This is a genomic window from Streptomyces sp. NPDC003016, assembly GCF_053591455.1.
Genome location: NZ_JBSFTV010000010.1, coordinates 20,289 through 41,735 on the forward strand (window position 1 = coordinate 20,289; position 21,447 = coordinate 41,735).

The 21,447-nt window shown below is 70.4% G+C and carries 20 protein-coding genes; 11 read left to right on the forward strand and 9 right to left on the reverse strand.

Annotation, left to right across the window (positions count from 1 at the left end):
- Nucleotides 1-106: 106 nt before the first annotated feature.
- Both ACWDZ4_RS10730 and ACWDZ4_RS10735 read left to right on the forward strand, forming a co-directional pair.
- Nucleotides 107-1,324, forward strand: coding sequence for an MFS transporter (locus tag ACWDZ4_RS10730; protein WP_451508054.1), 1,218 nt, complete (start codon nucleotides 107-109; stop codon nucleotides 1,322-1,324).
- 33 nt (nucleotides 1,325-1,357) lie between these two features.
- Complete coding sequence (locus ACWDZ4_RS10735; protein WP_451508055.1) at nucleotides 1,358-1,798, forward strand: GlcG/HbpS family heme-binding protein; 441 nt, start codon at nucleotides 1,358-1,360, stop codon at nucleotides 1,796-1,798.
- A gap of 61 nt (nucleotides 1,799-1,859) precedes the next feature.
- On the opposite strand, the gene ACWDZ4_RS10740 is transcribed toward ACWDZ4_RS10735, so the two are convergent.
- Entirely contained in the window at nucleotides 1,860-2,714 is an 855-nt protein-coding gene (locus ACWDZ4_RS10740; RefSeq protein ID WP_451508056.1) for a GNAT family N-acetyltransferase, read from the reverse strand.
- Between the two features lie 196 nt (nucleotides 2,715-2,910).
- On the opposite strand from ACWDZ4_RS10740, the gene ACWDZ4_RS10745 reads away from it, so the two are divergent.
- Nucleotides 2,911-3,561 carry an HAD family hydrolase gene (locus ACWDZ4_RS10745; RefSeq protein ID WP_451508057.1) on the forward strand — a complete coding sequence of 217 codons (651 nt, stop codon included), beginning with the start codon at nucleotides 2,911-2,913 and terminating at the stop codon, nucleotides 3,559-3,561.
- Between the two features lie 403 nt (nucleotides 3,562-3,964).
- Nucleotides 3,965-5,464, forward strand: a complete 1,500-nt coding sequence (locus ACWDZ4_RS10750) for a globin domain-containing protein (protein WP_451508058.1) — start codon at nucleotides 3,965-3,967, stop codon at nucleotides 5,462-5,464.
- A gap of 85 nt (nucleotides 5,465-5,549) precedes the next feature.
- Here ACWDZ4_RS10750 and ACWDZ4_RS10755 read toward each other — a convergent pair whose 3' ends face one another.
- The 4 genes from ACWDZ4_RS10755 to ACWDZ4_RS10770 all read right to left on the reverse strand — a co-directional run bounded on the left by ACWDZ4_RS10755 (nucleotide 5,550) and on the right by ACWDZ4_RS10770 (nucleotide 8,804).
- Nucleotides 5,550-6,065 (reverse strand): NUDIX domain-containing protein, encoded by a 516-nt coding sequence (locus ACWDZ4_RS10755; RefSeq protein ID WP_093800080.1) that lies wholly within the window; start codon nucleotides 6,063-6,065, stop codon nucleotides 5,550-5,552.
- Between the two features lie 70 nt (nucleotides 6,066-6,135).
- A complete protein-coding gene (locus tag ACWDZ4_RS10760; RefSeq protein WP_451508187.1) occupies nucleotides 6,136-7,032 on the reverse strand; it encodes a LysR family transcriptional regulator in 897 nt (298 codons plus the stop codon).
- 224 nt (nucleotides 7,033-7,256) lie between these two features.
- On the reverse strand, nucleotides 7,257-8,423 hold the full coding sequence (locus tag ACWDZ4_RS10765; RefSeq protein ID WP_451508059.1) for a cystathionine gamma-lyase: 1,167 nt from the start codon (nucleotides 8,421-8,423) through the stop codon (nucleotides 7,257-7,259).
- A 3-nt stretch (nucleotides 8,424-8,426) separates the two neighbouring features.
- Complete coding sequence (locus tag ACWDZ4_RS10770) at nucleotides 8,427-8,804, reverse strand: phage holin family protein (RefSeq protein WP_451508060.1); 378 nt, start codon at nucleotides 8,802-8,804, stop codon at nucleotides 8,427-8,429.
- A 69-nt stretch (nucleotides 8,805-8,873) separates the two neighbouring features.
- Between ACWDZ4_RS10770 and ACWDZ4_RS10775 the strand changes: the two genes are divergently transcribed.
- The 4 genes from ACWDZ4_RS10775 to ACWDZ4_RS10790 all read left to right on the forward strand — a co-directional run bounded on the left by ACWDZ4_RS10775 (nucleotide 8,874) and on the right by ACWDZ4_RS10790 (nucleotide 11,145).
- Complete coding sequence (locus tag ACWDZ4_RS10775) at nucleotides 8,874-9,191, forward strand: cupin domain-containing protein (protein ID WP_451508061.1); 318 nt, start codon at nucleotides 8,874-8,876, stop codon at nucleotides 9,189-9,191.
- 133 nt (nucleotides 9,192-9,324) lie between these two features.
- On the forward strand, nucleotides 9,325-9,522 hold the full coding sequence (locus ACWDZ4_RS10780) for a DUF5326 family protein (RefSeq protein ID WP_451508188.1): 198 nt from the start codon (nucleotides 9,325-9,327) through the stop codon (nucleotides 9,520-9,522).
- A gap of 315 nt (nucleotides 9,523-9,837) precedes the next feature.
- Nucleotides 9,838-10,608, forward strand: a complete 771-nt coding sequence (locus tag ACWDZ4_RS10785; RefSeq protein WP_451508062.1) for an IclR family transcriptional regulator — start codon at nucleotides 9,838-9,840, stop codon at nucleotides 10,606-10,608.
- A gap of 99 nt (nucleotides 10,609-10,707) precedes the next feature.
- The gene (locus ACWDZ4_RS10790) at nucleotides 10,708-11,145 is read left to right on the forward strand and encodes an SsgA family sporulation/cell division regulator (RefSeq protein WP_451508063.1); all 438 of its coding nucleotides are present in this window, start codon (nucleotides 10,708-10,710) and stop codon (nucleotides 11,143-11,145) included.
- A gap of 104 nt (nucleotides 11,146-11,249) precedes the next feature.
- Here the strand turns inward: ACWDZ4_RS10790 and ACWDZ4_RS10795 are convergent, their stop codons facing one another.
- The gene (locus ACWDZ4_RS10795) at nucleotides 11,250-12,584 is read right to left on the reverse strand and encodes a YibE/F family protein (RefSeq protein WP_451508064.1); all 1,335 of its coding nucleotides are present in this window, start codon (nucleotides 12,582-12,584) and stop codon (nucleotides 11,250-11,252) included.
- 201 nt (nucleotides 12,585-12,785) lie between these two features.
- On the opposite strand from ACWDZ4_RS10795, the gene thiC reads away from it, so the two are divergent.
- Nucleotides 12,786-14,561, forward strand: coding sequence for a phosphomethylpyrimidine synthase ThiC (gene thiC / locus ACWDZ4_RS10800; RefSeq protein ID WP_451508065.1), 1,776 nt, complete (start codon nucleotides 12,786-12,788; stop codon nucleotides 14,559-14,561).
- Between the two features lie 309 nt (nucleotides 14,562-14,870).
- Here thiC and ACWDZ4_RS10805 read toward each other — a convergent pair whose 3' ends face one another.
- From ACWDZ4_RS10805 to ACWDZ4_RS10815, 3 genes are all read right to left on the reverse strand, one after another.
- A complete protein-coding gene (locus ACWDZ4_RS10805; protein WP_451508066.1) occupies nucleotides 14,871-15,710 on the reverse strand; it encodes a hypothetical protein in 840 nt (279 codons plus the stop codon).
- 182 nt (nucleotides 15,711-15,892) lie between these two features.
- On the reverse strand, nucleotides 15,893-16,981 hold the full coding sequence (locus ACWDZ4_RS10810; protein WP_451508067.1) for a metallophosphoesterase: 1,089 nt from the start codon (nucleotides 16,979-16,981) through the stop codon (nucleotides 15,893-15,895).
- A 176-nt stretch (nucleotides 16,982-17,157) separates the two neighbouring features.
- On the reverse strand, nucleotides 17,158-18,270 hold the full coding sequence (locus ACWDZ4_RS10815; protein WP_451508068.1) for a LacI family DNA-binding transcriptional regulator: 1,113 nt from the start codon (nucleotides 18,268-18,270) through the stop codon (nucleotides 17,158-17,160).
- 349 nt (nucleotides 18,271-18,619) lie between these two features.
- Here ACWDZ4_RS10815 and hisC point away from each other — a divergent pair, with 349 nt between their 5' ends.
- Nucleotides 18,620-19,699, forward strand: a complete 1,080-nt coding sequence (gene hisC, locus ACWDZ4_RS10820; RefSeq protein WP_451508069.1) for a histidinol-phosphate transaminase — start codon at nucleotides 18,620-18,622, stop codon at nucleotides 19,697-19,699.
- A gap of 228 nt (nucleotides 19,700-19,927) precedes the next feature.
- Nucleotides 19,928-21,433 (forward strand): cytochrome ubiquinol oxidase subunit I, encoded by a 1,506-nt coding sequence (locus ACWDZ4_RS10825; RefSeq protein ID WP_451508070.1) that lies wholly within the window; start codon nucleotides 19,928-19,930, stop codon nucleotides 21,431-21,433.
- Nucleotides 21,434-21,447 lie beyond the last annotated feature (14 nt).

The window sequence follows — 21,447 nt, forward strand, 5'->3', positions numbered from 1 at the left end:
CAGGATAGACGACTATCGCAATAGCCCGCGCTTGCAATTATTCGGCGCCTGCAATTATTGTGAACGCCCATAAGGTGCATGCGCAATCTATTCGGAAGGTCTGGCCATGCCACTCGCACTCCTCGCCCTCGCCATCGGGGCGTTCGGGATCGGCACCACAGAGTTCGTGATCATGGGTCTGCTGCCCGAGGTCGCCACCGACTTCGGTGTCTCGATCCCCACCGCCGGCTACCTGGTCAGCGGTTACGCCCTCGGTGTCGTACTGGGCGCTCCGCTGATGTCGGTCCTCGGTACCCGGATCTCCCGCAAGCGCATGCTGATGCTGCTGATGGGACTGTTCATCGCGGGCAACCTGCTCTCGGCACTCGCTCCCTCGTTCGGTGTGATGCTCACCGGCCGGGTGGTCGCGTCCCTCGCGCACGGCGCGTTCTTCGGCATCGGGTCGATCGTCGCGGCCGACCTGGTCGCCCCGGAGAAGAAGGCCGGAGCCATCGCCATGATGTTCACCGGCCTCACCGTCGCCAACGTCGTGGGCGTCCCGCTCGGCACGTTCATCGGGCAGAGCCACGGCTGGCGGCTCACCTTCGCCGCGGTGGCGGCGCTCGGGGTGCTCGGGCTCGCGGGCGTCGCCCGGCTCGTACCGGAGACGCCGAAGCCCGAGGGCGTACGGCTGCGCCACGAGCTGGCCGCCTTCCGCAACGTGCAGGTGCTGCTCGCCATGGCGATGACCGTACTCGGCTTCGGCGGCGTCTTCGCCGCGATCACCTACCTCGCACCGATGATGACCGGCGTCGCCGGCTACTCCGCCGGGTCCGTCACCTGGCTGCTGGTCCTCTTCGGACTCGGCATGGTCGGCGGCAACCTGATCGGCGGCAAGTTCGCGGACCGTGCGCTGATGCCGCTGCTGTACGTCTCCCTGGGCGCCCTCGCCGTGATCCTGGCCCTCTTCACGGTCACCGCGCACCACCGGATCACGGCGGCGGTCACGATCGTGCTGATCGGCGCGCTGGGCTTCGCGACCGTTCCGCCGCTCCAGAAGCGCGTACTGGACCAGGCCGCGGGCGCTCCCACTCTTGCCTCCGCCGTCAACATCGGCGCGTTCAACCTCGGCAATGCGCTCGCCGCCTGGCTCGGCGGCCTCGTCATCGCGGCCGGCCTCGGCTACACCGCGCCCAACTGGGTCGGTGCGGTGCTCGCCGCCTCGGCTCTCGGCCTCGCGTTCCTGTCCGGCGCCCTGGAGCGCCGCACGGACGCCCGCAGCCGGGTCGTCACGGGATCGGTCCCCGAGCCGGCCGCTGTCACCACTGCCGCCGCGCGTCGCTGAATCACCCCCACCGGTAATTCGAGGAGTCACCCCATGAGCACCACCGCACCCGCACCCGCGACCTCTGTCGTCCCGCTGACCATTCAGGACGCCGAAACCCTCGTCGACGCGGCCCGCCGCGCGGCCGAGGAGGCCGGGGTCACCGTCGCTGTCACCGTTCTCGACGCGGGCGGTCACCTGCCGGCCTTCCGGCGCGACGACCGGACCGTACTGATCGCCGGTGAGACCAGCACGCGCAAGGCGTACACCGCGCTCCAGCTGAACGCCCCGACCGCCGAACTGGTCGACGCGGTCCAGCCCGGTGGGCTCTTCCACACCTTGCCGACCGCGCTGGAGCGTCCCCTCCTGTTCATCGCCGGAGGAGTGCCGGTCCACCGTGACGGCCGCCTGATCGGTGCGGTCGGTGTGGGCGGCGGAGCGCCCGGCCAGGACCACGGTTTCGCGACCACCGCTGTCGCAGCCCTCGGCCGGTAACCCAGCCGGTAGCCGAGCCGGTGGCCGGTGGCCGGTAAGCGGGCCGGGCACGGACCCGCCGTCAGCCTGCCGCGAGTGTCAGGGGGGCGAAGCGGCGGGTCCAGTCGCCGGGGAGGGCGGGGATCTTGTAGGTCATCACGTCGTTGAAGGCGACCGGCTCCAGGCCGCAGGCCTTCACCCAGGCCAGCAGTTCCTCGTGGCGTACGTCGATGTCGGTGCGCAGGGGGCGGTCCGTGCCGGCGGCCAGGGAGGCGATCAGTGCCTTGGCGGTCTGCGTGTCCCCGGCGATCAGCGGGCCCACGACATGGGTGTGCATGTTGGGCCAGGCGGCGGCGTACCCGGTGATGCCGTTCTTGTCCTCGGCGACCCGGATCTGGTCGGCGAAGGCGGGCAGCCGGGTGAGCACAAGGGTGCGGTCCAGACCGAAGACCTCGGTGTCCAGGCGCAGGATCGCCGGCAGGTCGTCGGCGGTGGCGGGGCGGGTCGGTACTTCGGCCGGGGGGCCGGCCGGACGGAAGTGGCCGCGCACCATTTCGGCCCTGCCGGTCACGGTGAAGCCGAGCTCCTCGTAGAGCGGGCGGCCGTTGGGGGTGGCGTGCAGGGTGAGGGGGATGTCTCCGGCTTCCGCGACGAGGTGGCGCATCATGCGGCGGCCGACGCCCTGCCGTGAGTGACGTTCCGCGACGAGCATCATGCCGATCGCGGCGAGTCCGGGTCCGTACGAGGTGAGGACGCTCGCGGCGGCGAGACCTTTTCCTTCCGGTGCGTCGATGCCGTAACCGGTGCCGGAAGCGAGCAGCAGGCCCCATTTGTGCTCCTCGCGTGGCCAGCCCCGGTCTTCCGAGAGGTCGGCGCAGGCGGTGAGATCGCGCAGGGTCAGGCGTCGGACAGGCAGATCGGCGAGGGAAGTCGGCATTGGATCAGGCTGGCCGACGCACCGATCACGCGTCCACCGCTTTACGTGAAGAGGAGGCGGCGGCTCGGAGACGCCGGCCGCGACGGGTGGGTCCCCAGGGCTGTCGGGGCGTGAGAGTGGTTTCACGTGAAACACGGCGACGGGCCGGTCCGGCGTCTGAGCGAGGGGGTAACCGCGCGTACTAGCCTCGGCGTACATGACGCGACTTCATCTCTTCGATCTCGACGGAACGCTGATGCGAGGTTCGGCGGCGGCTGTAGAGATCTCCCGTCAGCTGGGTGTGAGCGCCGAGATCGCCGAGCTGGAACGGGATTTTCTGCTGCACGGCCTGGCGCCCGACGAGTTCGCCGTACGGGCCGGAGCGCTGTGGGCACGGCTCACTCAGGCGCAGGTGACGGCGGCCTTCGAGGGCGCGCCGTGGCTGTCGGGCATCAAGGAGGTGTGGGCGGACATCCGCTCGCGTGGTGAGTACTGCGCCGTCATCTCCCTTTCGCCGGACTTCTTCGTGGAGCGGCTGCTGGCCTGGGGCGCGCATGCCACCCACGGTTCGCGCTGGCCCGCAGTGCCTTTTCTGGAGCCGGTGGAACGGGCGGGCATCCTGAACGCGTCTGCGAAGGTGAGGATCGCAGACCGGCTCTGTGAAAAATTCGGACTGGGACGGCGTGACTGCGTTGCTTACGGGGATTCGATGTCGGACGCGGAGATCTTCGCGGCGGTTCCGCTTTCCGTGGCCGTCAACGCGGATCACCACGTTTCGGATCTTGCTGTGCTCGCCTACCGGGGTGGCGACCTGCGAGAGGCGTACGCACTGGTAACCAATGAGGTTCTGCCGGTAATTCCGGAATGATCACGGGGAAAGCGTGAATTAGGGGGTAGGAGCAGCGGGGGCAGGGGGCTTGTGTGCCGGGCTACCGCCGGTAGGGTCGTCTCCGGTCTGCTCCCGGCGCCTTGGTGTCATCAGGCATGAGGCGGGCAGAGCAGCGTAACCGGAAAACGGGCTCGGATGCCCGGACTTCCTCGACTTTGTCCGATGCGAGAGCGGTGCCTGCCATGCTGTGACAACAAGAACTGCGGTCAATGTCACAGTTTTGTCCGGCTCACCCCAAATGGAGGCAGCGGCGTGATTAATGTGTCCTGTCGACATCGGCAGAACTGAGGCACAGACCAGCAGCAGAGCGGGGAATTGCGAGCACCTTCCGGTTCCGGAAGTGCAGAGACCGACCGAGAGATGTTCGAGGCGAGGCACATTCATGGACGCTCCGACCACCACGTCGGCCGACAGCGGCACCTCCAGTGAGGGCGGCGGCTGGTTCAAGCCGCGCAAGAAGCCGGACGCGGGGCTTCGGCAGCCGCCCGGCCAGGACTCCGAGACCGGCCAGGACCGGATACCGGGCCCCAGCCGCCCGGTGTCCGCGATACGCCCGGTGGGCACCGGCGCATCGCGCCCCCGGCCCGACCATGTCTCCGCGCCGGCCCCCGCCGCCACGCGCGCCCCGGCCTCCGACGTCCCGCCCGCGGCGCCGGTAGCCCCCGCGGCGCCGGTAGCCCCCGCGGCGCCGGCGGCCTCCGAAGTGCCGGAAGCGCCGGCGGCCCCCGAAGCGCCCACCGCGCCCTCCGCTCCCGCGGCGCCCGCCGCCCCCGTTTCTCCCGACGCAGCCCTCGTCCGCCGCACCCTCGCCGACATCGGCCCCGACGCCGGCAAGGTCACCTCGTACTTCTACGCGCTGCTCTTCACCCGTCACCCCGACCTGCGCGCGCTCTTCCCCGCCGCCATGGACACCCAGCGCGACCGCCTGCTCAAGGCGCTGCTCACCGCCGCCGAGCACATCGACGACAAGCCCGTGCTCACCGAGTACCTCAGCAACCTGGGACGCGGCCACCGCAAGTACGGCACCCAGGCCGCGCACTACCCGGCGGTCGGCGAGGCCCTCCTCGGCGCGCTGGCCCGTTACGCGACGGCCACCTGGGACGACGAGTCCGAGGCCGCGTGGATCCGTGCGTACACCGCGATCTCCCAGATCATGATCGACGCGGCCGCGGAGAACGAGCTCAGGGCGCCCGCCTGGTGGCAGGCCGAAGTCGTCTCGCACGATCTGCGCACCCCCGACATAGCGGTCATCACCCTGCGTCCCGACCAGCCCTACCCGTTCCTGGCCGGCCAGTACACGAGCCTGGAGACCCCCTGGTGGCCGCGGATCTGGCGGCACTACTCCTTCGCCGCGGCCCCCCGCCCCGACGGCCTGCTGTCCTTCCACGTCAAGGCGGTCCCGGCCGGCTGGGTCTCCAACGCCCTGGTCCACCGCGCCCGCCCCGGCGACACCGTGCGCCTCGGCCCCCCGGCCGGTTCGATGACCGTCGACCACACCACCGACAACGGCCTGCTCTGCCTCGGCGGAGGCACCGGCATCGCGCCCATCAAGGCGCTCGTCGAGGACGTGGCCGAGCACGGCGCGCGCCGCCCAGTCGACGTCTTCTACGGTGCGCGCAGCGATGACGACCTGTACGACATCGACACCATGCTGCGTCTCCAGCAGTCGCACCCGTGGCTGTCCGTGCGCCCGGTGGTCGACGGCAGGACGCAGTTCCCGGACGCGGTGATGGAGCACGGTCCGTGGAACTCCTACGACGCGTACCTCTCCGGTCCGCCCGGCATGATCCGCAGCGGCATCGACGCCCTCAGGAACCTCGGGATCCCGGGCGACCGTATCCGTCACGACTCCCTCGAAGAGCTGGTGGCGGCGGGCGACTAGCCCGGACCCGAGCCCTCTGGCCCCGGGCCCTCGAACCCCGGGCCCTCGAACCCCGGGCCCGCCAGGCTTTCGAGCCCCGGGCCCGTCACCCCAGGTCGTGGGCGTGCATCGCCCGTACGCCCTCGATGTTGCCGTCCAGGTAGTGCCGCAGCGACAGCGGCACGAGGTGCACCGCCGCGATCCCGACCCGGCTGAAGGGCACCCGCACGATCTCGTACTCTCCGCGCGGTTCGTCGACTTCGGGCCCGTGTCTGCGCGCGGGATCCATGGACTCCAGCCGGCAGACGAAGAAGTGCTGCACTTTCACGCCCGTCACCCCGCCGTCCGCGATGTGCTCGACGGTGTCGACGAAGCAGGGCACCACGTCGGAGATCTTCGCGCCGAGCTCCTCGTCGACCTCGCGGTGCAGGGCGTCGACGACAGTGGCGTCCTCCGGTTCGACGCCGCCGCCCGGCGTGAGCCAGTACGGGTCGACGCCGGGCTTGGTGCGCTTGATGAGGATCAGGTCGTCGCCGTCGAGCAGGATGGCGCGCGCGGTGCGCTTGACCACGGGCCTCGGCGGCGCGGGGGTGGTTCCCTCGGGAAAAGAGGTGCCGGTCATGGCAGTACAGTGGCCCGCTCCGCCCGTTCTGAAACGCACACACCGCTGTTGTCCGCCGAGTACGGCCGGCTCAGCACCAGTCGGTGGCGGCGCGCAGCAGCCACTCGTGCGCCCGCGCGATGTGCGCAAGGGTGAGCGTGCCGGTGCGTACGGCCAGGAAGTAGGTCCGCAGCGGCGGCACCGGCGGGTCGAAGAGCGCCACCACCTCTCCCCGCTCCAGCGCCTCCTCGCACAGGTACCTCGGCAGTACGGCGAGCCCGGCGCCCGCGACCGTGGCGTGCAGCACCGCCCGCAGGTCGGGCGCTATGACGGTGCCGGCCGCGGCCGGCCGGGTGTCGAAGACGGTGGTCCAGTAGCGGGTGACCAGCGGCAGCGACTCGTGGACCTCCACCACCGGGAGCTGCTCCAGCACCTGCGGCCCCTTGCGGCGCAGCAGTCCGGGACCGATCCTTCCGGCCCAGCGCGGAGCGGCCACCAGGACGTGTTCCTCGTCGCAGAGCGGGCTTCCGGTGAGCAGGGTGCCGCGCGGCCGGTCCGTCGAGACGGCCAGGTCGTGGTGTCCGGCGGCGAGGCCCTCCAGGGTCTCCTGGGCGTTGCCGAAGGAGATGCGCAGCGCGAGGCCCTGCGCGATGAGCGGGGAGAGCGTGGGCAGGACGCGTACGGACGTGAACTCCGGCGGCCCCGCGAGGTGCAGGGTCCGTACGCCGGAGTCCTCGTCGAGTCCCGCCTCTGTGATCTCGACGAGTGCGTCCAGGTGCGGCGCCGCCCGGTGCGCCAGCTCGTCGCCGACGGTCGTGGGCGTGACGCCGCGGGCCTGGCGCAGGAACAGCGGGCGCCCCAACTGGCGCTCCAGGGTGCGTATCTGGCTGGTCACCGCGGGCTGCGACAGTCCGAGGAGGGCGGCGGCGCGGGTGAAGGAACCGGCCCGGTGCACCGTGACGAACGTGCGGAGCAGAGCCAGGTCCACGGCGTGCCCTCCCGTCCCGGCGAAATCGCCGACGGTCACCACTATAAATATGTCGATAGGTCCCTGTCGCTCCTGTGATTGGACACTGACGCAGAGTCAACTAGCCTTGACCGCGCGGTTCTTCACGTAGGGAACCGGGACGGTCCGAGTCATGAGGGGGGAGACTCGGACCGTCCGCCGTACGCGGAGGACGCGCCAGTGGGTGTCAGGACGCGTCAGGGATGTCAGGACGCGCCAGGGGTGGCCGCGTCGAGTGCGCGCAGGACGTCCGCCACCAGGTCCTCGGGGTCTTCGGCCCCGACGGAGAAGCGGATGAAGCCCTCCGGTACGGCGTCGCCGCCCCACCGCGCGCGCCGCTCGGCGGTGGACCGCACCCCGCCGAAGCTGGTCGCGTCCTCGGCCAGCCGCAGCCCGTCCAGGAAGCGCTCCGCGTACCCGCGGTCGGGCAGCGTGAAGGACACGACGGAGCCGAAGCGGCGCATCTGGCGCGAGGCGAGAGTGTACGACGGGTCGCCGGGCAGCCCGGGGTGGCGCAGGCCGCTCACGGCCGGATGCTCGCGCAGCGCCTCGGCGAGGGCCAGCGCGTTCGCGCCCTGCTTGTCGGCGCGCAGCTGGAGGGTGGCCAGGGACCGGTGTGCCAGCCAGGCCTCCATCGGCCCGGGGATCGCCCCGACGACCTTGCGCCAGCGCCGTACCCGCGCCGCCAGTTCCGCGTCGCGGCAGGTCACGTAGCCGAGCAGGACATCGCCGTGGCCGGTGAGGCCCTTGGTGCCGCTGGCCACGGAGAAGTCCGCGCCGAGCTCCAGGGGGCGCTGGCCGAGCGGGGTGGCGAGGGTGTTGTCGACGGCGACCAGCGCCCCGGCGGCGTGCGCCGCGTCCGCGAGCCTGCGGATGTCGCACACGTCGAGCCCCGGGTTGGACGGCGTCTCGAGCCACAGCAGCCGGGCCCCGTCGAGTACGCCGAGCTGCGCGTCGCCACCGGTCGGCGCGGTGCGCACCCGTACGTCGTACGCCTCCAGCTGTTCGCGTACGAGCGCGAGTGCCTGGTAGCCGTCGGAGGGCAGGACCACCGTGTCGCCGGCCCGCGTCTGCGAGAGGAGGACCGCGGAGACGGCGGCCATGCCGGAGGCGAAGACGACCGTCTCGACGCCTGTTTCCTCCGGTGCCTCCAGCTCGCCGATGGCCCGTTCCAGGTGCGTCCAGGTGGGGTTCTCGTCGCGTCCGTAGGTGTACGGTCCGGTCGGCTCGCCGGGCAGGTGGTAGTGCGCGGCGAAGACCGGTCCCGGGAGGGTCGGTTCGTACGCGACGGGGTCGGGCAGTCCGGCCCGTACCGCCCGGGTGCCGTCGCCGGTGCCGGTGCCGGTGCCGCTGCCGTTGTTCGTGGTGCTCATGGATCAGTCCTTGTCGGGCAGGATGACGTTCATCGCCCACGAGACGATGCTGATGACGAGGGCGCCGAGCACGGCCGTCCAGAACCCCTCGACGTGGAAGCCGAGATCGAACGTGTCGGCCAGCCAGGAGGTCAGCAGCAGCATCAGCGCGTTGACCACCAGCGTGATCAGTCCGAGCGTGAGAACGAAGAGCGGCAGCGTCAGCAGCTTCACGACGGGCTTGACGAGGAAGTTCACCAGGCCGAAGAGGAGCGCGACGACGATCAGCGTCAGCGCCTTGTTGCCGGTGCTGTCACCGGTCAGCGTGATGTCCTGGAAGAGCCAGATGGCTACCGCCAGGGCCGCCGCGTTGGCGATCGTCTTGACTACGAAATTCATCATGTGTCTGATCGTGGCAGACATGATCGGCGCCGGACACCGGCGTCCGACGGGCCGAGGGGCGGACGGACGATGAAGGCATTCCGGCTGGACGAACTGGAGGCGGAGCGCGCCGCCAACGAGGGCGCGTATCTGCAGTTCCTGAGGGAAAGGAACGTGTCGGTCGGGTTGTACGCCCTGGACGCGGGCGAGAGCGACCCGCAGCAGCCGCACCGTGAGGACGAGGTCTACTTCGTCGTCAGCGGGCGCGCCTCGATCACCGTCGGCATGGAGACGACGCAGGTGGGGCGGGGCAGCGTGGTGTACGTACCGGCCGGGGTGCCGCACAAGTTCCACCACATCAGCGAGGACCTGCGGGTGATGGTCGTCTTCTCCCCGCCCGAGAGCTGACGCGGACGTCAGGGTTCCCTAGGGGGCCGATCAGGGGTCTTCAAGGGCTCCGGGGTCTCCGTGGGCCACCCTTTCGCCCCTAGCATCGGGGTCAGGAAGAAGGCTTCGAGGGAGAAGAGGCAAGACGATGGCCGTGCGGGAGCTGTTCGCGGGGATGCCGTGGTGGGTGAAGTGGGTCGCGGTGCCCGTCATCGCTCTGGCGGTGTTCGGCGGCGTCATCCTGAGCGCGATCGGTCTGCTGATCGGTCTCCTCTTCAAGGTGCTGGTCTTCGTCGCCCTGGTCGGCGGCCTGATCTACGTCGTGCGGAAGTTCATGGCGTCGCCCTCGTAGCCGGGCGGCGCGACCGGCGGACCGGACGCGCCCCGGACGCCCCGTACGTACGCCTCCCGAGCGCCGTACGTACGCCGTTCGGGCGCCCTCCGCAGGGCCGTTAGCCCACTCGGGGGACCCGGGCGGCAAACATCCTGCGCGCCCGGGACGGCCGGTTAGGGTAACGATTCTCCGCCGCCCCTGGGACTCGTGGCCCGGCAACCGGCGCCGGCCGAGGGCGATCCCCACTCCATCGGCCCAGGCCCGCGGCGAGCCCGCGGGGGCGGCCCCCGCAGGCGGGCGCGCAGCCCGTCACCACGCCTGGGGGTGAGTCCTGTGGCCACGGCACACACCGCCGCTGCCCCGACCCTGATCGGTTCGGTGCAGCGCGCCCTTCGTCTGCTGGAGGCGGCGGGCGCCCATGCCGACGGGGCCCCGGCCAAGCAGCTCGCCAGGGAGGCCGGCCTCCCCCTGCCGACCGCCTATCACCTGCTGCGCACGCTGGCGCACGAGGGCTACCTGCGCCGCCAGCAGGGAGTGTTCGTCCTCGGCGAGGCGGTCGGGCGGCTGACGGGTTCGAGCGCGCGGCAGAATCGCCGCGGCATGATCACGGACTCGCTGGAGTGCTGGCGGGACGCGCTCGGCGTGGCCGTCTACTTCGCCCTCTACCGCGAAGGCGAGATCGAGCTCGTCGCGGTCGCGGAGGGCCCGTCGTCACCCGCCGTGGAGGAGTGGGCCGACTTCCGTGCCACCTGCCACGCCCACGCGCTGGGCCAGTGTCTGCTGAGCCAGCTCGACGAGGGGTCCCGCCGGGACCACCTGGCCCGTCATCCGGTCGAGCCGCTCACGCCGCATTCGGTACGTGACCAGGAGGCCCTGCTGGACCGCCTGGCAGCGACGGAACGGATGCGTCCGGTCGTGGAACGCCAGGAGTACGCGGTCGGATCCGTCTGCGCGGCCATTCCGATCACCGTCGGTTCCACTGCCGCCACGATGGCCATTTCCCTCCCCGCCGACCAGGAGGAGCGGTTGCTTCTCGCGATCACACAACTACGCAGTGCGGTGGAGATGTTGCTCGGCTCGTTCACCTTCTCTATCAGTATCTGAAATATCACTCCTTGTGATCTGCTACTGCTTCGAGCACCATGTCGTCAAGAGGGCCAGGGGGACGATTCCTGGCCAGTCTCACTAGTGCGGGGTTTGAGCATGCGCGAGTCGGTTCAGGCAGACGTCATGATGAGCTTCCTTGTCTCGGAGGAGCTCTCCTTCCGGATCCCGGTGGAGCTCCGGTACGCGACCAGGGATCCGTACGCGGTGCGGATGACGTTCCACCTGCCCGGCGACGCCCCCGTCACCTGGGTGTTCGGGCGGGAGCTGCTTCTCGACGGTCTCAACATGCCGTGCGGCGAAGGCGATGTGCACATCGAGCCGGCCGGTCCGGACGGGCTCATGGACGTGCACATCCGGCTCCAGGTCGCCGGGGACCGCGCGCTGTTCCGGGCGAGCGCGGCCCCGCTGGTGGCGTTCCTCGACCGTACGGACCGGCTGGTGCCCCTGGGGCAGGAGTGCACCCGCGGGGACTTCGACGGGGACCTGGAGGACGCGCTCGACCGGATCCTCGCCGAGGAGCAGAGCGCCGGCTGAAGGCACGTGCTGAAGGCACCGGCTGAAGGCACGTGCTGAAGGCACCGGCTGAAGGCGTCGGCCGGGAGGTTCCGGCCGAAGGCCGCCCGGCGCTCGAGGCCGTCTCAGCGCTTGCGGCGCCGCTTGCCGCCTCCGCCACCCCGTACGGGAAGAGCCGCAGCGCCCCCGCCGGACGCCGGCCGGTCGGCCGAGACGACCAGCGCGGCGAGCGCGGTGGTCACCGGCACCGACGCGACCAGACCGATCGAGCCGACCAGGGTCCGTACGATCTCCTCCGCGACCAGCTCGCTGTTGGCGACCGTGCCGACACTGCTCTGCGCGATCGAGAAGAGCAGCAGCAGGGGCAGTGCGGCGCCCGCGTACGCCAGGACGAGCGTGTTGACGACGGACGCGATGTGGTCGCGGCCGATGCGGATGCCGGCCCGGTACAGGGCGCGCGGGCCCATCGACGGGTCCGCCTGGTGGAGTTCCCAGACCGCCGAGGTCTGGGTGACCGTCACGTCGTCGAGCACGCCGAGCGAGCCGATGATGACGCCCGCCAGCAGCAGGCCGCTCATGTCGATGTCCGGGTAGAGGCCGTGGATGAGCCCGGTGTTGTCGTCCGTGTTGCCGCTCAGGAACGCCCACCCGATGAAGAGCGAGCCCAGCAGACCGATCAGCAGCAGGGAGACGAGCGTGCCGACGACGGCGACGGACGTACGGGCCGTCAGGCCGTGGCAGGCGTAGAGCGCGATGAGCATGATGGCGCTCGCCCCGACGACCGCGACGATCAGCGGGTTCGAGCCCTGGAGGATCGCGGGGAGGATGAACAGGGTCAGGACCGCGAAGGACACGGCGAGCGCGATCAGTGCCATCAGGCCCTTCATCCGGCCGACGGCGATCACCGCGAGCGCGAAGATCCCGGCCAGCAGGGCCATCGGAAACCCGCGGTCCACATCGGTCACCGAGTACTGGAGGTCGCGGGGTGCGTCGGGCGCGTACGCCACCACCACGCCCTGGTCCTCGTTCAGCTGTCTCGGCGCGTCGGGCTGGACGATCTCGGTGAAGGTGCGGCCCTTGTCCTTGCCGGACGTGACCTCGATCGTCGCCTTCTCGCAGGTGCCCTGCTGGGCCTGCTGGGCCTCGCGGCCGGACGGCGTGGACGTGTCACCGGTGGGAGGCACCTGGGCGGCGTTCACGTCCTTGCAGTCGACCTGCTGCACGTCCGTCACCCTGCCCGACACGGTCTGCCGGTCGAAACCGACACCCGTGCGCTCGTGCTCGGGCGCGCCGCCCGGCCAGAGCACGACGAGGCCGACGAAAACGGCCGTGGCGAAGGGGATCAGCACGGCCGCGATGACCTTGCGCAGGTGCTGGGAGACGGGCGCGGCGGGCCCGTGGCTGTGGGCGTGGCTGTGGGCGTGGCCGTGGTTCTCGGGCGTTGGCTGGGGGGACGTCACCGACCGATCATCGCAAGAACGGAGGGGGCCCTCTGGTCAGCGCGCCAGAGATGACGCTAGCGTGGGGGCACCTTTGCACACGCGGGAGCTCGGAGCACCGGGCTGAGAGGGCGCTGACATCCGTACGGACATCCGTACGGAAGCCGCTGCGCCGACCGCCGAACCTGTTACCGGGTAATGCCGGCGTAGGGAGTAGGTCTCATGACCACAGCGGATGCACACACGCCTGCCACCAGCCAGGACGGCCGCAAGCCGGGCTGGCACAAGGGATACGTGACCGGGCCCGAGGGCTCGCGTTCGGATCTTCGCGTGCCGGTCCGTCAGGTGCACCTCACCAACGGGAAGGACGTGACGCTGTACGACACGTCCGGCCCGTACACCGACCCGACCATCGAGACGGACGTACGCCGGGGACTCGCGCCGCTGCGCGAGAACTGGATCATCGGCCGCGGCGACACCGAGGAGTACGCGGGCCGCCCGGTCCGCCCCGAGGACGACGGGATCAAGCACACCTCGCCGCGCGGGGGCCTCAGGAACCTCGACGCGGTCTTCCCGGGCCGTCCGCGCCAGCCGCGCCGGGGCCGTGACGGCCAGGCCGTCACGCAGCTCGCGTACGCCCGGCGCGGGGACATCACGCCCGAGATGGAGTTCGTGGCGATCCGCGAGAACGTGGCGCCCGAGGTCGTACGGGACGAGATCGCGGCGGGCCGCGCGGTGCTGCCGGCGAACGTCAACCACCCGGAGATCGAGCCGATGATCATCGGCAAGCGGTTCCTGGTGAAGGTCAACGCCAACATCGGCAACTCGGCGGTCACCTCCTCCATCGAGGAGGAGGTGGACAAGATGACGTGGGCGACCAAGTGGGGCGCCGACACGGTCATGGACCTGTCCACCGGCCGCAACATCCACACCACCCGCGAGTGGGTGCTGCGCAACTCCCCCGTCCCGATCGGCACCGTCCCGCTCTACCAGGCACTGGAGAAGGTCGACGGCCGGGCGGAGGAGCTGACCTGGGAGATCTACAAGGACACGGTCATCGAGCAGGCCGAGCAGGGCGTCGACTACATGACGGTCCACGCCGGCGTGCGCCTGCCGTACGTCCCGCTGACCGCCCGCCGCAAGACCGGCATCGTCTCGCGCGGCGGATCGATCATGGCCGCGTGGTGCCTGGCGCACCACAAGGAGTCGTTCCTGTACGAGAACTTCGAGGAGCTCTGCGACATCCTCGCGGCGTACGACGTGACGTACTCGCTCGGCGACGGCCTGCGGCCCGGTTCGATCGCGGACGCCAACGACGAGGCGCAGTTCGCCGAGCTGCGGACCCTCGGGGAACTCAACACGATCGCCAAGCGCCACCACGTGCAGACGATGATCGAGGGCCCGGGGCACGTCCCGATGCACAAGATCAAGGAGAACATCGACCTCCAGCAGGAGATCTGCGAGGAGGCGCCGTTCTACACGCTCGGCCCGCTGACCACGGACGTGGCCCCGGCGTACGACCACATCACGTCCGGCATCGGCGCGGCGATGATCGCGTGGTGGGGCACGGCGATGCTCTGCTACGTCACGCCCAAGGAGCACCTGGGCCTGCCCAACCGGGACGACGTGAAGACCGGCGTCATCACGTACAAGATCGCGGCCCATGCGGCGGACCTCGCCAAGGGGCACCCGGGGGCGCAGGAGTGGGACGACGCGCTGTCGGACGCCCGTTTCGAATTCCGCTGGGAGGACCAGTTCAACCTGGCGCTGGACCCGGACACGGCGCGGTCGTTCCACGACGAGACGCTGCCCGCCGAGCCGGCGAAGACCGCGCACTTCTGTTCCATGTGCGGGCCGAAGTTCTGCTCGATGAAGATCAGCCAGGACATCCGGCGTGAGCACGGCGGCACGCAGGACGAGATCGAGGCGGGCATGGCGGAGAAGTCCAAGGAGTTCGCCGCCGCCGGCAACCGGGTGTACCTGCCGATCGCCGACTGAGCGCCCGGCGGGCCCCTGTCGGGGGGCGGGGCCCGCCGGCCGGGCGGTAACAGAACGGGCAGGACCACACCGTCCCTTGATCGTTGCTGGGGCGTCGCCGACCGGTGGGAACACCGGACGGCGGAGCTTGTCCCCTTCCGCCCGGCGGACGTGTCCAGGTACCTCCTGCGGACGGACCGGATGCACCGGTGGGCCCCGCCGGCCCCGGCGCTGTTCCCCCCTGCGCTGGCCCCCCCGGCGCTGGTCCACGTCCACGGCCGCGCGTCGGTGGAACGCGCGGCGGGGCGGGCGGTGCGCCGGCTGCCGGCGTCAGTCGGGCGTGTGGTCCGGGCCGCCGAAGTCGGGGCTGGAGAAGTCCGGGCTGGAGAAGCTCGGGCGCGGCCCCGGCGTGGTGCCGCCGTCCGGGCCCGGACTGCTGTAGTCGGGCCGCGAGTACCCCAGATCGGGCATACGGCCGGCGGGCCGGTGCGGCGCCGGGCCGGGCGGGTCCGGCGGGTCCGTGCCCGGCCCGGCCCGGGCCTCGCGCAGGAACGGTACGACGCCCCGCTCCAGCAGGGCGTGACGCCAGGCTTCCCCGGCCCGGGCGACCTCCTCCGGCAGCTCGCTTCCCCGGTCCGCGAAGAACGCCGTCGAGCCGTTGCGCAGAGCCGCCAGCAGCAGCCCGGCCGCGGCGACCAGGATGCCCACCGCCGTGAGCGCCCCGAAGAGCCAGCCCACCGTCAGCAGGGTGTGGGCGAAGGCGGGTTCGGGCGTGAGCAGCGTGAGCAGGGAGCCGACGATCAGGAAGATGGCCGCGGCGGTTCCCGCGAGCAGCGGCGTCAGGACGGCGACGACGGCGACGACGCCCGCGCCCGTCGTCTCGGCGCTCTCCCCCAGGGGGAGGACGGAACCGGCGCGGCCGGCCGCCGCGGGAGGTGTGCGTACTTCCTCGCGGACCTTGACGTAGTGGTCGTACTCGGCGGCCGCGGCGGCGGCGATGAGCGCGCTGGCGTCCATCGCCATGGTGCGCAGCTGTGCGGTGGTGAGCCGCTGCCCGGCAGCGGCTGGATCCGGACGGTGACGAGCGGTGCGCAGTGCCTCGTCGAGGACGCCTTCGAATTCCGGGCGGTCCTCGGCCAGCAGGTGCGGAGCGCTGCTGTTCATGTGCATCCCCCGATGCTCCGTAGGGCCGTACAGCCCGCTCCGGGCGGGCGGTTGGGCGGAAACGGAGGAGAGCCTGCTACGGATAAGCCGATGGTAGAGCGCTCATGGCAGGGGGTGACAGGGGGTTTCCGGAAATAGGCCCAGTGGTAAGTGCGGCGTGGATATGGCCGCGTCTTCCCCGGCCGGGGTCAGCCGTGCAGGGGGAGCTGGACCACCAGCAGCTTTCCGGCCATGGTCACGCCGCCGTCCATGGCGATGGCGAGCCCGTCGGCGTACACGTGAGGTCCTTCGATGACCGGCCCCGCGTTCTCGCCGTTGTCCGCGCTCTCGTTGCCCACCTCTCCCAGCAGGTAGGGGATGGGGCTGTGACCGTGGACGATGCGTTCGCCGCCGTACGCGCCGAGCAGCTCGCGCGCCGCCTGGGCGCCGCCCTCGTCACGGAAGGCGAAGCGCTTGGTGAGCTTGCGGAAGACGTCCCAGCACTCGTCGGCGTCGTTGCGCGTGAGGATGTCGTGGACGGTGTCGTTCACGTCCTCGATGGTGTGGCCGTAGTCGAGGTAGGCCGTCGTGTCGGAGTGCGTCAGCAGGTGAGCGTCCTCCAGTGCCACCGCGTCGAGGCGGGACATCCACTGGAGGTGTACGTCCTGGAGGCGGTCCATGTCGGACTTCTGGCCGCCGTTGAGCAGCCAGGCGGCCTGGAAGGTCGCCGTTCCCGCACCGGAGTTGACGGGGGTGTCGCCGAACCGTTTGGCGCCGATGAGCAGCAGCTCGTGGTTGCCCATGAGGGCCTTGCAGTAGCCGCCGGCGGCCGCGGCCTCGGCGGACAGCCGCATCACGAGGTCGATGACGCCGATGCCGTCGGGTCCGCGGTCGGTGAAGTCGCCGAGGAACCAGAGCCGGGCGTTGCCGGCGGCCCAGCGGCCTTCGGCGTCGATGAGCCCCTGCTCCGCGAGGGCGGCGAGCAGTTCGGCGAGGTAGCCGTGCACATCGCCCACGACGAAGAGCGGCCCGAGCCCTTCGCCGGCGGCGGGCCACGGCTCGGGTCCGGTCTGCGCGGTCATCTGGACCGTGTCGCCCGGGCCGCCGCGGCTGATCACCGGCAGGTCGCGCTGCGTGGGGGTGTACCCCTCCGGCTCCTCGTCGGGGGCGTAGGCGCTCCCGACGGCGTGCGGGTGCGGCGCGTGCGCGGGAATGGGGGCCTGTGCGTACGGTGGTACGCGGAAGTCCCGCACTGTAGCCGTCCGCACTGCGGGTCCCTGACCGGCCCCCTGTGTCATCGACCCCTCCACCACCGTCGCGCGCCGCCGTACACCTTCCGGCCTCACCTGGTCGTGGTGGGTCCGCGGTGTCGTGCGCCCATCATAGGAATGCGGCTCGTGCTCTGTGACGCACCAGGGGTGGTGAATCCGGATGCGCACGCGGTTCTCTGGTCGTTTCGCCCGAATTGGTGAGGTCAGTCCCCGGAAGGTGAGCGTGGTGGGCTCACCTTGGTGCGGGGCGGCCGGCGCTGCGAGGACGTCCGGACGATGAGTTCGGTCGGTATGACCTGCTCGACGGGACCGTCGGTGTTGACGCCCTCGATGGCGTCGATGAGGAGCTGGACGACGGCCGTGCCGATCCTGCGCGGCTTCAGCGAGAGCGTGGTGACGGGGGGTTCGGTGGCGGCGTACACGGTGGATTCGCTGCAGCAGACGAGCAGCAGGTCCTCGGGTACGCGCAGTCCGTAGCGGCGGGCGGCGGCGAGCAGGTCGGTGCCGTTGGGGTCGAAGAGGCCGTAGACGGCGTCGGGCCGGTCCGGGCGGGCGAGCAGCCGGTCGGCGGCGACGGCGCCCGCGCACGGGTCGTGGGCCGGGTAGGACTCGTACACCGGGTCCTGGCCGACGCGCTGGCACCAGCACAGGTACGCGTCGGTGGACAGGCGGGTGTAGGTGTCGGTGGTGTTGCCGGTGAGCAGTCCGATGCGGCGGGCTCCGGCGTCGGCGAGGTGGTCGAGCAGGCCGAGGACGGCTGCCTCGTGGTCGTTGTCGACCCAGGCGGTCACGGGCAGGGTGCCGGCGGGCCGGCCGTCGGAGACGACGGGAAGGCCCTGGCGTACGAGCTCGGTGACGACCGCGTCCTGGTCGGACGGGTCGATGACGACGGTGCCGTCGAGGGCGACGTTCGACCAGACGTCGTGCCGGGAGGTGGCGGGGAGGATGACGAGGGCGTATCCGCGGGCGAGCGCGGCGGACGTGGCGGCTCTGGCCATCTCGGCGAAGTAGGGGAACTCCGTGAAGGTGAAAGGTTCGTCCCCGTAGGTGGTCACGGTCAGGCCGATGAGGCCCGACTTGCCGGTACGGAGGGTGCGGGCCGCCGCGGAGGGGCGGTAGCCCAGTCTCTCGGCGACCTCGCGGACATGGCTGCGGGTGGCGTCCGGGAGCCGGCCCTTGCCGTTGAGCGCGTCCGAGACCGTCGTGATGGAGACACCGGCGGCGGCGGCGACGTCCCGAATGCCCGCTCGTCCTGGCCGGGTGCTCCGCCGGTGGGTTTCCGTCCGGCTCACCTGATGCTTCCCTGCTGCTGTCATGGCGAGCCGATAGTAGGGCTCGGGCAGGCGGTTAGGGCGGATGCATATGCAGGCGTTGACAGGCACGTTTCTGCAAGGCTCCATCGCGTTAATCACCTTGGATTACAAGGGAGTTGGCGGGAAAGGTAAACCATTGGCACGTGTCGATCGGCGCAGCCCTGCCCAGTGGCCCACATCTCGAAGAGGTCTCAACTCACCTTCACGGGGGACGCGCGCCACGGAGTGAGCCAGGGGCGCGCGCCAGGGCGTGGAGCGCTCCCCCTGTTCTTTGCGCCTGCCATTCGCAGAGGGCCGCAATCCTCATAAGGTGAGCAGCATTGGTGGTACGTACGGTCGAGGAGGACCCGAAGTGAGCGAGACGAGCCCCAAGCTGCGCGCGGTGCTGGACGGCATCCCCACTTACAAGCCGGGGAAGCCTGCCGCTGCCGGGGGACCGGTGGCGTACAAGCTGTCCTCCAACGAGAACCCGTATCCGCCGCTGCCCGGTGTGCTGGACGACGTGATCGCCGCCGCCGGGAGCCTCAACCGCTACCCGGACATGGCCTGCACCGGCCTGATGAACGAACTGGCGAACCGGTTCGGGGTGCCCGTGTCGCACCTGGCGACCGGCACCGGGTCGGTCGGGGTCGCGCAGTCGCTGCTCCAGGCGACCTCGGGCCCCGGCGACGAGGTGATCTACGCCTGGCGGTCCTTCGAGGCGTACCCGATCATCACGCGGATCAGCGGCGCCACGGCGGTGGAGGTGCCGCTGACCGACGGTGACGTGCACGACCTGGACGCCATGGCCGACGCGATCACCGGGCGGACCCGGCTGATCTTCGTCTGCAACCCGAACAACCCGACCGGCACGGCGGTGCGCGGGGCCGAGCTGGAGCGGTTCCTGGACCGGGTGCCCTCGGACGTGCTGGTGGTGCTGGACGAGGCGTACCGGGAGTTCGTCCGGGACGAGGAGGTGCCCGACGGCATCGAGCTCTACCGCGGCCGCCCCAATGTGGCGGTGCTGCGTACCTTCTCCAAGGCGTACGGACTGGCCGGGCTGCGGGTCGGCTTCGCCGTCGCGCACGAGCCGGTGGCGGCCGCGCTGCGCAAGACGGCGGTGCCCTTCGGGGTGAGCCAGCTGGCGCAGGACGCGGCGGTCGCCTCGCTGCGGGCCGAGGACGAACTGCTCGGGCGGGTCGGCTCACTGGTCTGCGAGCGCACGCGGGTGCACGAGGCGCTGGTCAAGCAGGGCTGGACCGTGCCGGACACGCAGGCGAACTTCGTCTGGCTGCGGCTGGGGGAGCGTACGGCCGACTTCGCGGCGGCCTGTGAGGAGGCCGGCGTCGTCGTCAGGCCCTTCGCGGGCGAGGGGCTGCGGATCACGATCGGCGAGGCGGAGGCCAACGACATCCTGCTGCACACCGCGGAGGCGTTCCGCAGGGAGCTGTAAGTCACACGCTCTGTCCCGCACGGGCACCCGGCCTTGGTTGTTGTGGTCGCATCGCCCCTTACTCCTTGCTTTCCTGTGCCCTCGTGCGCCTTTTCGGAGGTGTTCGAGGGCACAGTTGTACCCCCCGGCTGGATGTCGCGATATGCGTGTGCGCCATACTGTTGCTTGTGAATGTGAACGCGTTCACAAGCTCCACAAGCTCCGAGGCGATACGAAGGAGAAGGCGACGTGGACCTAGCTCTGGCGCCGGAGACTCTCGCGCGATGGCAATTCGGCATCACCACCGTCTACCACTTCCTTTTCGTCCCCCTGACGATCTCGCTGGCCGCGCTCACCGCGGGGCTGGAGACGGCCTGGGTGCGTACGCAGAAGGAGAAGTACCTCAGGGCCACGAAGTTCTGGGGCAAGCTCTTCCTGATCAACATCGCGATGGGTGTCGTCACCGGCATCGTCCAGGAGTTCCAGTTCGGCATGAACTGGTCCGACTACTCGCGCTTCGTCGGTGACGTCTTCGGGGCGCCGCTGGCCTTCGAGGCGCTGATCGCCTTCTTCTTCGAGTCCACCTTCATCGGACTGTGGATCTTCGGCTGGGACAAGCTGCCCAAGAAGCTCCACGCGGCCTGCATGTGGATGGTCTCGATCGGCACCCTGCTGTCGGCGTACTTCATCCTGGCGGCCAACTCCTGGATGCAGCACCCCGTCGGCTACCGGATCAACGAGGAGAAGGGCCGCGCCGAGCTCACCGACTTCTGGCTGGTCCTGACCCAGAACACCGCCCTCAACCAGGTCTTCCACAGCTTCTCGGCGGCCTTCCTGACCGGTGGCGCCTTCATGGTGGGCATCGCCGCCTTCCACCTGATGCGCAAGAAGCACGTCCCGGTGATGCGGACGTCGCTGCGGCTCGGCCTGGTCACCCTGACGGTCGGCGGTCTGCTCACCGCGGTCAGCGGCGACACCCTCGGCAAGGTCATGTACGAGCAGCAGCCGATGAAGATGGCCGCCGCCGAGGCGCTGTGGGACGGCGAGAGCCCGGCGCCCTTCTCCGTCTTCGCGTACGGGGACGTCGACAAGGGGCACAACAAGGTCGCCCTGGAGATACCCGGCCTGCTGTCCTTCCTCGCCCACAGCGACTTCGAGTCCTATGTGCCCGGCATCAACGACACCAATGAGGCCCTGCGGGAGAAGTTCGGCCCCGGTGACTACAAGCCCATCGTCCCCGTCGCCTACTGGGGCTTCCGCTGGATGATCGGCTTCGGCATGGCGTCCTTCTCCCTCGGACTGCTGGGGCTGTGGCTCACGCGGAAGAAGTTCCTGCTGCCGGCCGCCCTGCGGACCGGGGAGGAGGAGGTGCCGCACCTGGTGCTGCTGAGGCAGCCGCTCGGGCCGAGGCTCACCCGGCTGTACTGGCTCCTGGCCCTGTGGACGATGGCGTTCCCGCTGATCGCCAACTCGTGGGGCTGGATCTTCACCGAGATGGGGCGGCAGCCCTGGGTCGTCTACGGCGTGATGCAGACCCGCGACGCGGTCTCCCCCGGGGTGTCCCAGGCGGAGATCATCACCTCGATGGTCGCCTTCACCCTGCTGTACGCCGTCCTGGCCGTCATCGAGGTCAAGCTGCTCGTCAAGTACGTCAAGGCCGGACCGCCCGAGCTCAGCACGGCCGACCTGAACCCGCCCATGAAGATCGGCGGCGACGTGCGTGACGCCGACAAGCCGATGGCCTTCTCGTACTAGGCCGAGGGAGCTGC

What these genes read in the sequence shown, in the direction of transcription:
- ACWDZ4_RS10730 (WP_451508054.1), top strand. Translation starts at nt 107, where the DNA reads ATGCCACTCGCACTCCTCGCCCTCGCCATCGGGGCGTTCGGGATCGGC.
- ACWDZ4_RS10755 (WP_093800080.1), bottom strand. Translation starts at nt 6,065, where the DNA reads ATGACCGGCACCTCTTTTCCCGAGGGAACCACCCCCGCGCCGCCGAGG.
- ACWDZ4_RS10775 (WP_451508061.1), top strand. Translation starts at nt 8,874, where the DNA reads ATGAAGGCATTCCGGCTGGACGAACTGGAGGCGGAGCGCGCCGCCAAC.
- ACWDZ4_RS10745 (WP_451508057.1), top strand. Translation starts at nt 2,911, where the DNA reads ATGACGCGACTTCATCTCTTCGATCTCGACGGAACGCTGATGCGAGGT.
- ACWDZ4_RS10740 (WP_451508056.1), bottom strand. Translation starts at nt 2,714, where the DNA reads ATGCCGACTTCCCTCGCCGATCTGCCTGTCCGACGCCTGACCCTGCGC.
- ACWDZ4_RS10790 (WP_451508063.1), top strand. Translation starts at nt 10,708, where the DNA reads ATGCGCGAGTCGGTTCAGGCAGACGTCATGATGAGCTTCCTTGTCTCG.
- ACWDZ4_RS10815 (WP_451508068.1), bottom strand. Translation starts at nt 18,270, where the DNA reads ATGACAGCAGCAGGGAAGCATCAGGTGAGCCGGACGGAAACCCACCGG.
- thiC (WP_451508065.1), top strand. Translation starts at nt 12,786, where the DNA reads ATGACCACAGCGGATGCACACACGCCTGCCACCAGCCAGGACGGCCGC.
- ACWDZ4_RS10735 (WP_451508055.1), top strand. Translation starts at nt 1,358, where the DNA reads ATGAGCACCACCGCACCCGCACCCGCGACCTCTGTCGTCCCGCTGACC.
- ACWDZ4_RS10750 (WP_451508058.1), top strand. Translation starts at nt 3,965, where the DNA reads ATGGACGCTCCGACCACCACGTCGGCCGACAGCGGCACCTCCAGTGAG.
- ACWDZ4_RS10770 (WP_451508060.1), bottom strand. Translation starts at nt 8,804, where the DNA reads ATGATGAATTTCGTAGTCAAGACGATCGCCAACGCGGCGGCCCTGGCG.
- ACWDZ4_RS10810 (WP_451508067.1), bottom strand. Translation starts at nt 16,981, where the DNA reads ATGACACAGGGGGCCGGTCAGGGACCCGCAGTGCGGACGGCTACAGTG.
- ACWDZ4_RS10805 (WP_451508066.1), bottom strand. Translation starts at nt 15,710, where the DNA reads ATGCACATGAACAGCAGCGCTCCGCACCTGCTGGCCGAGGACCGCCCG.
- ACWDZ4_RS10765 (WP_451508059.1), bottom strand. Translation starts at nt 8,423, where the DNA reads ATGAGCACCACGAACAACGGCAGCGGCACCGGCACCGGCACCGGCGAC.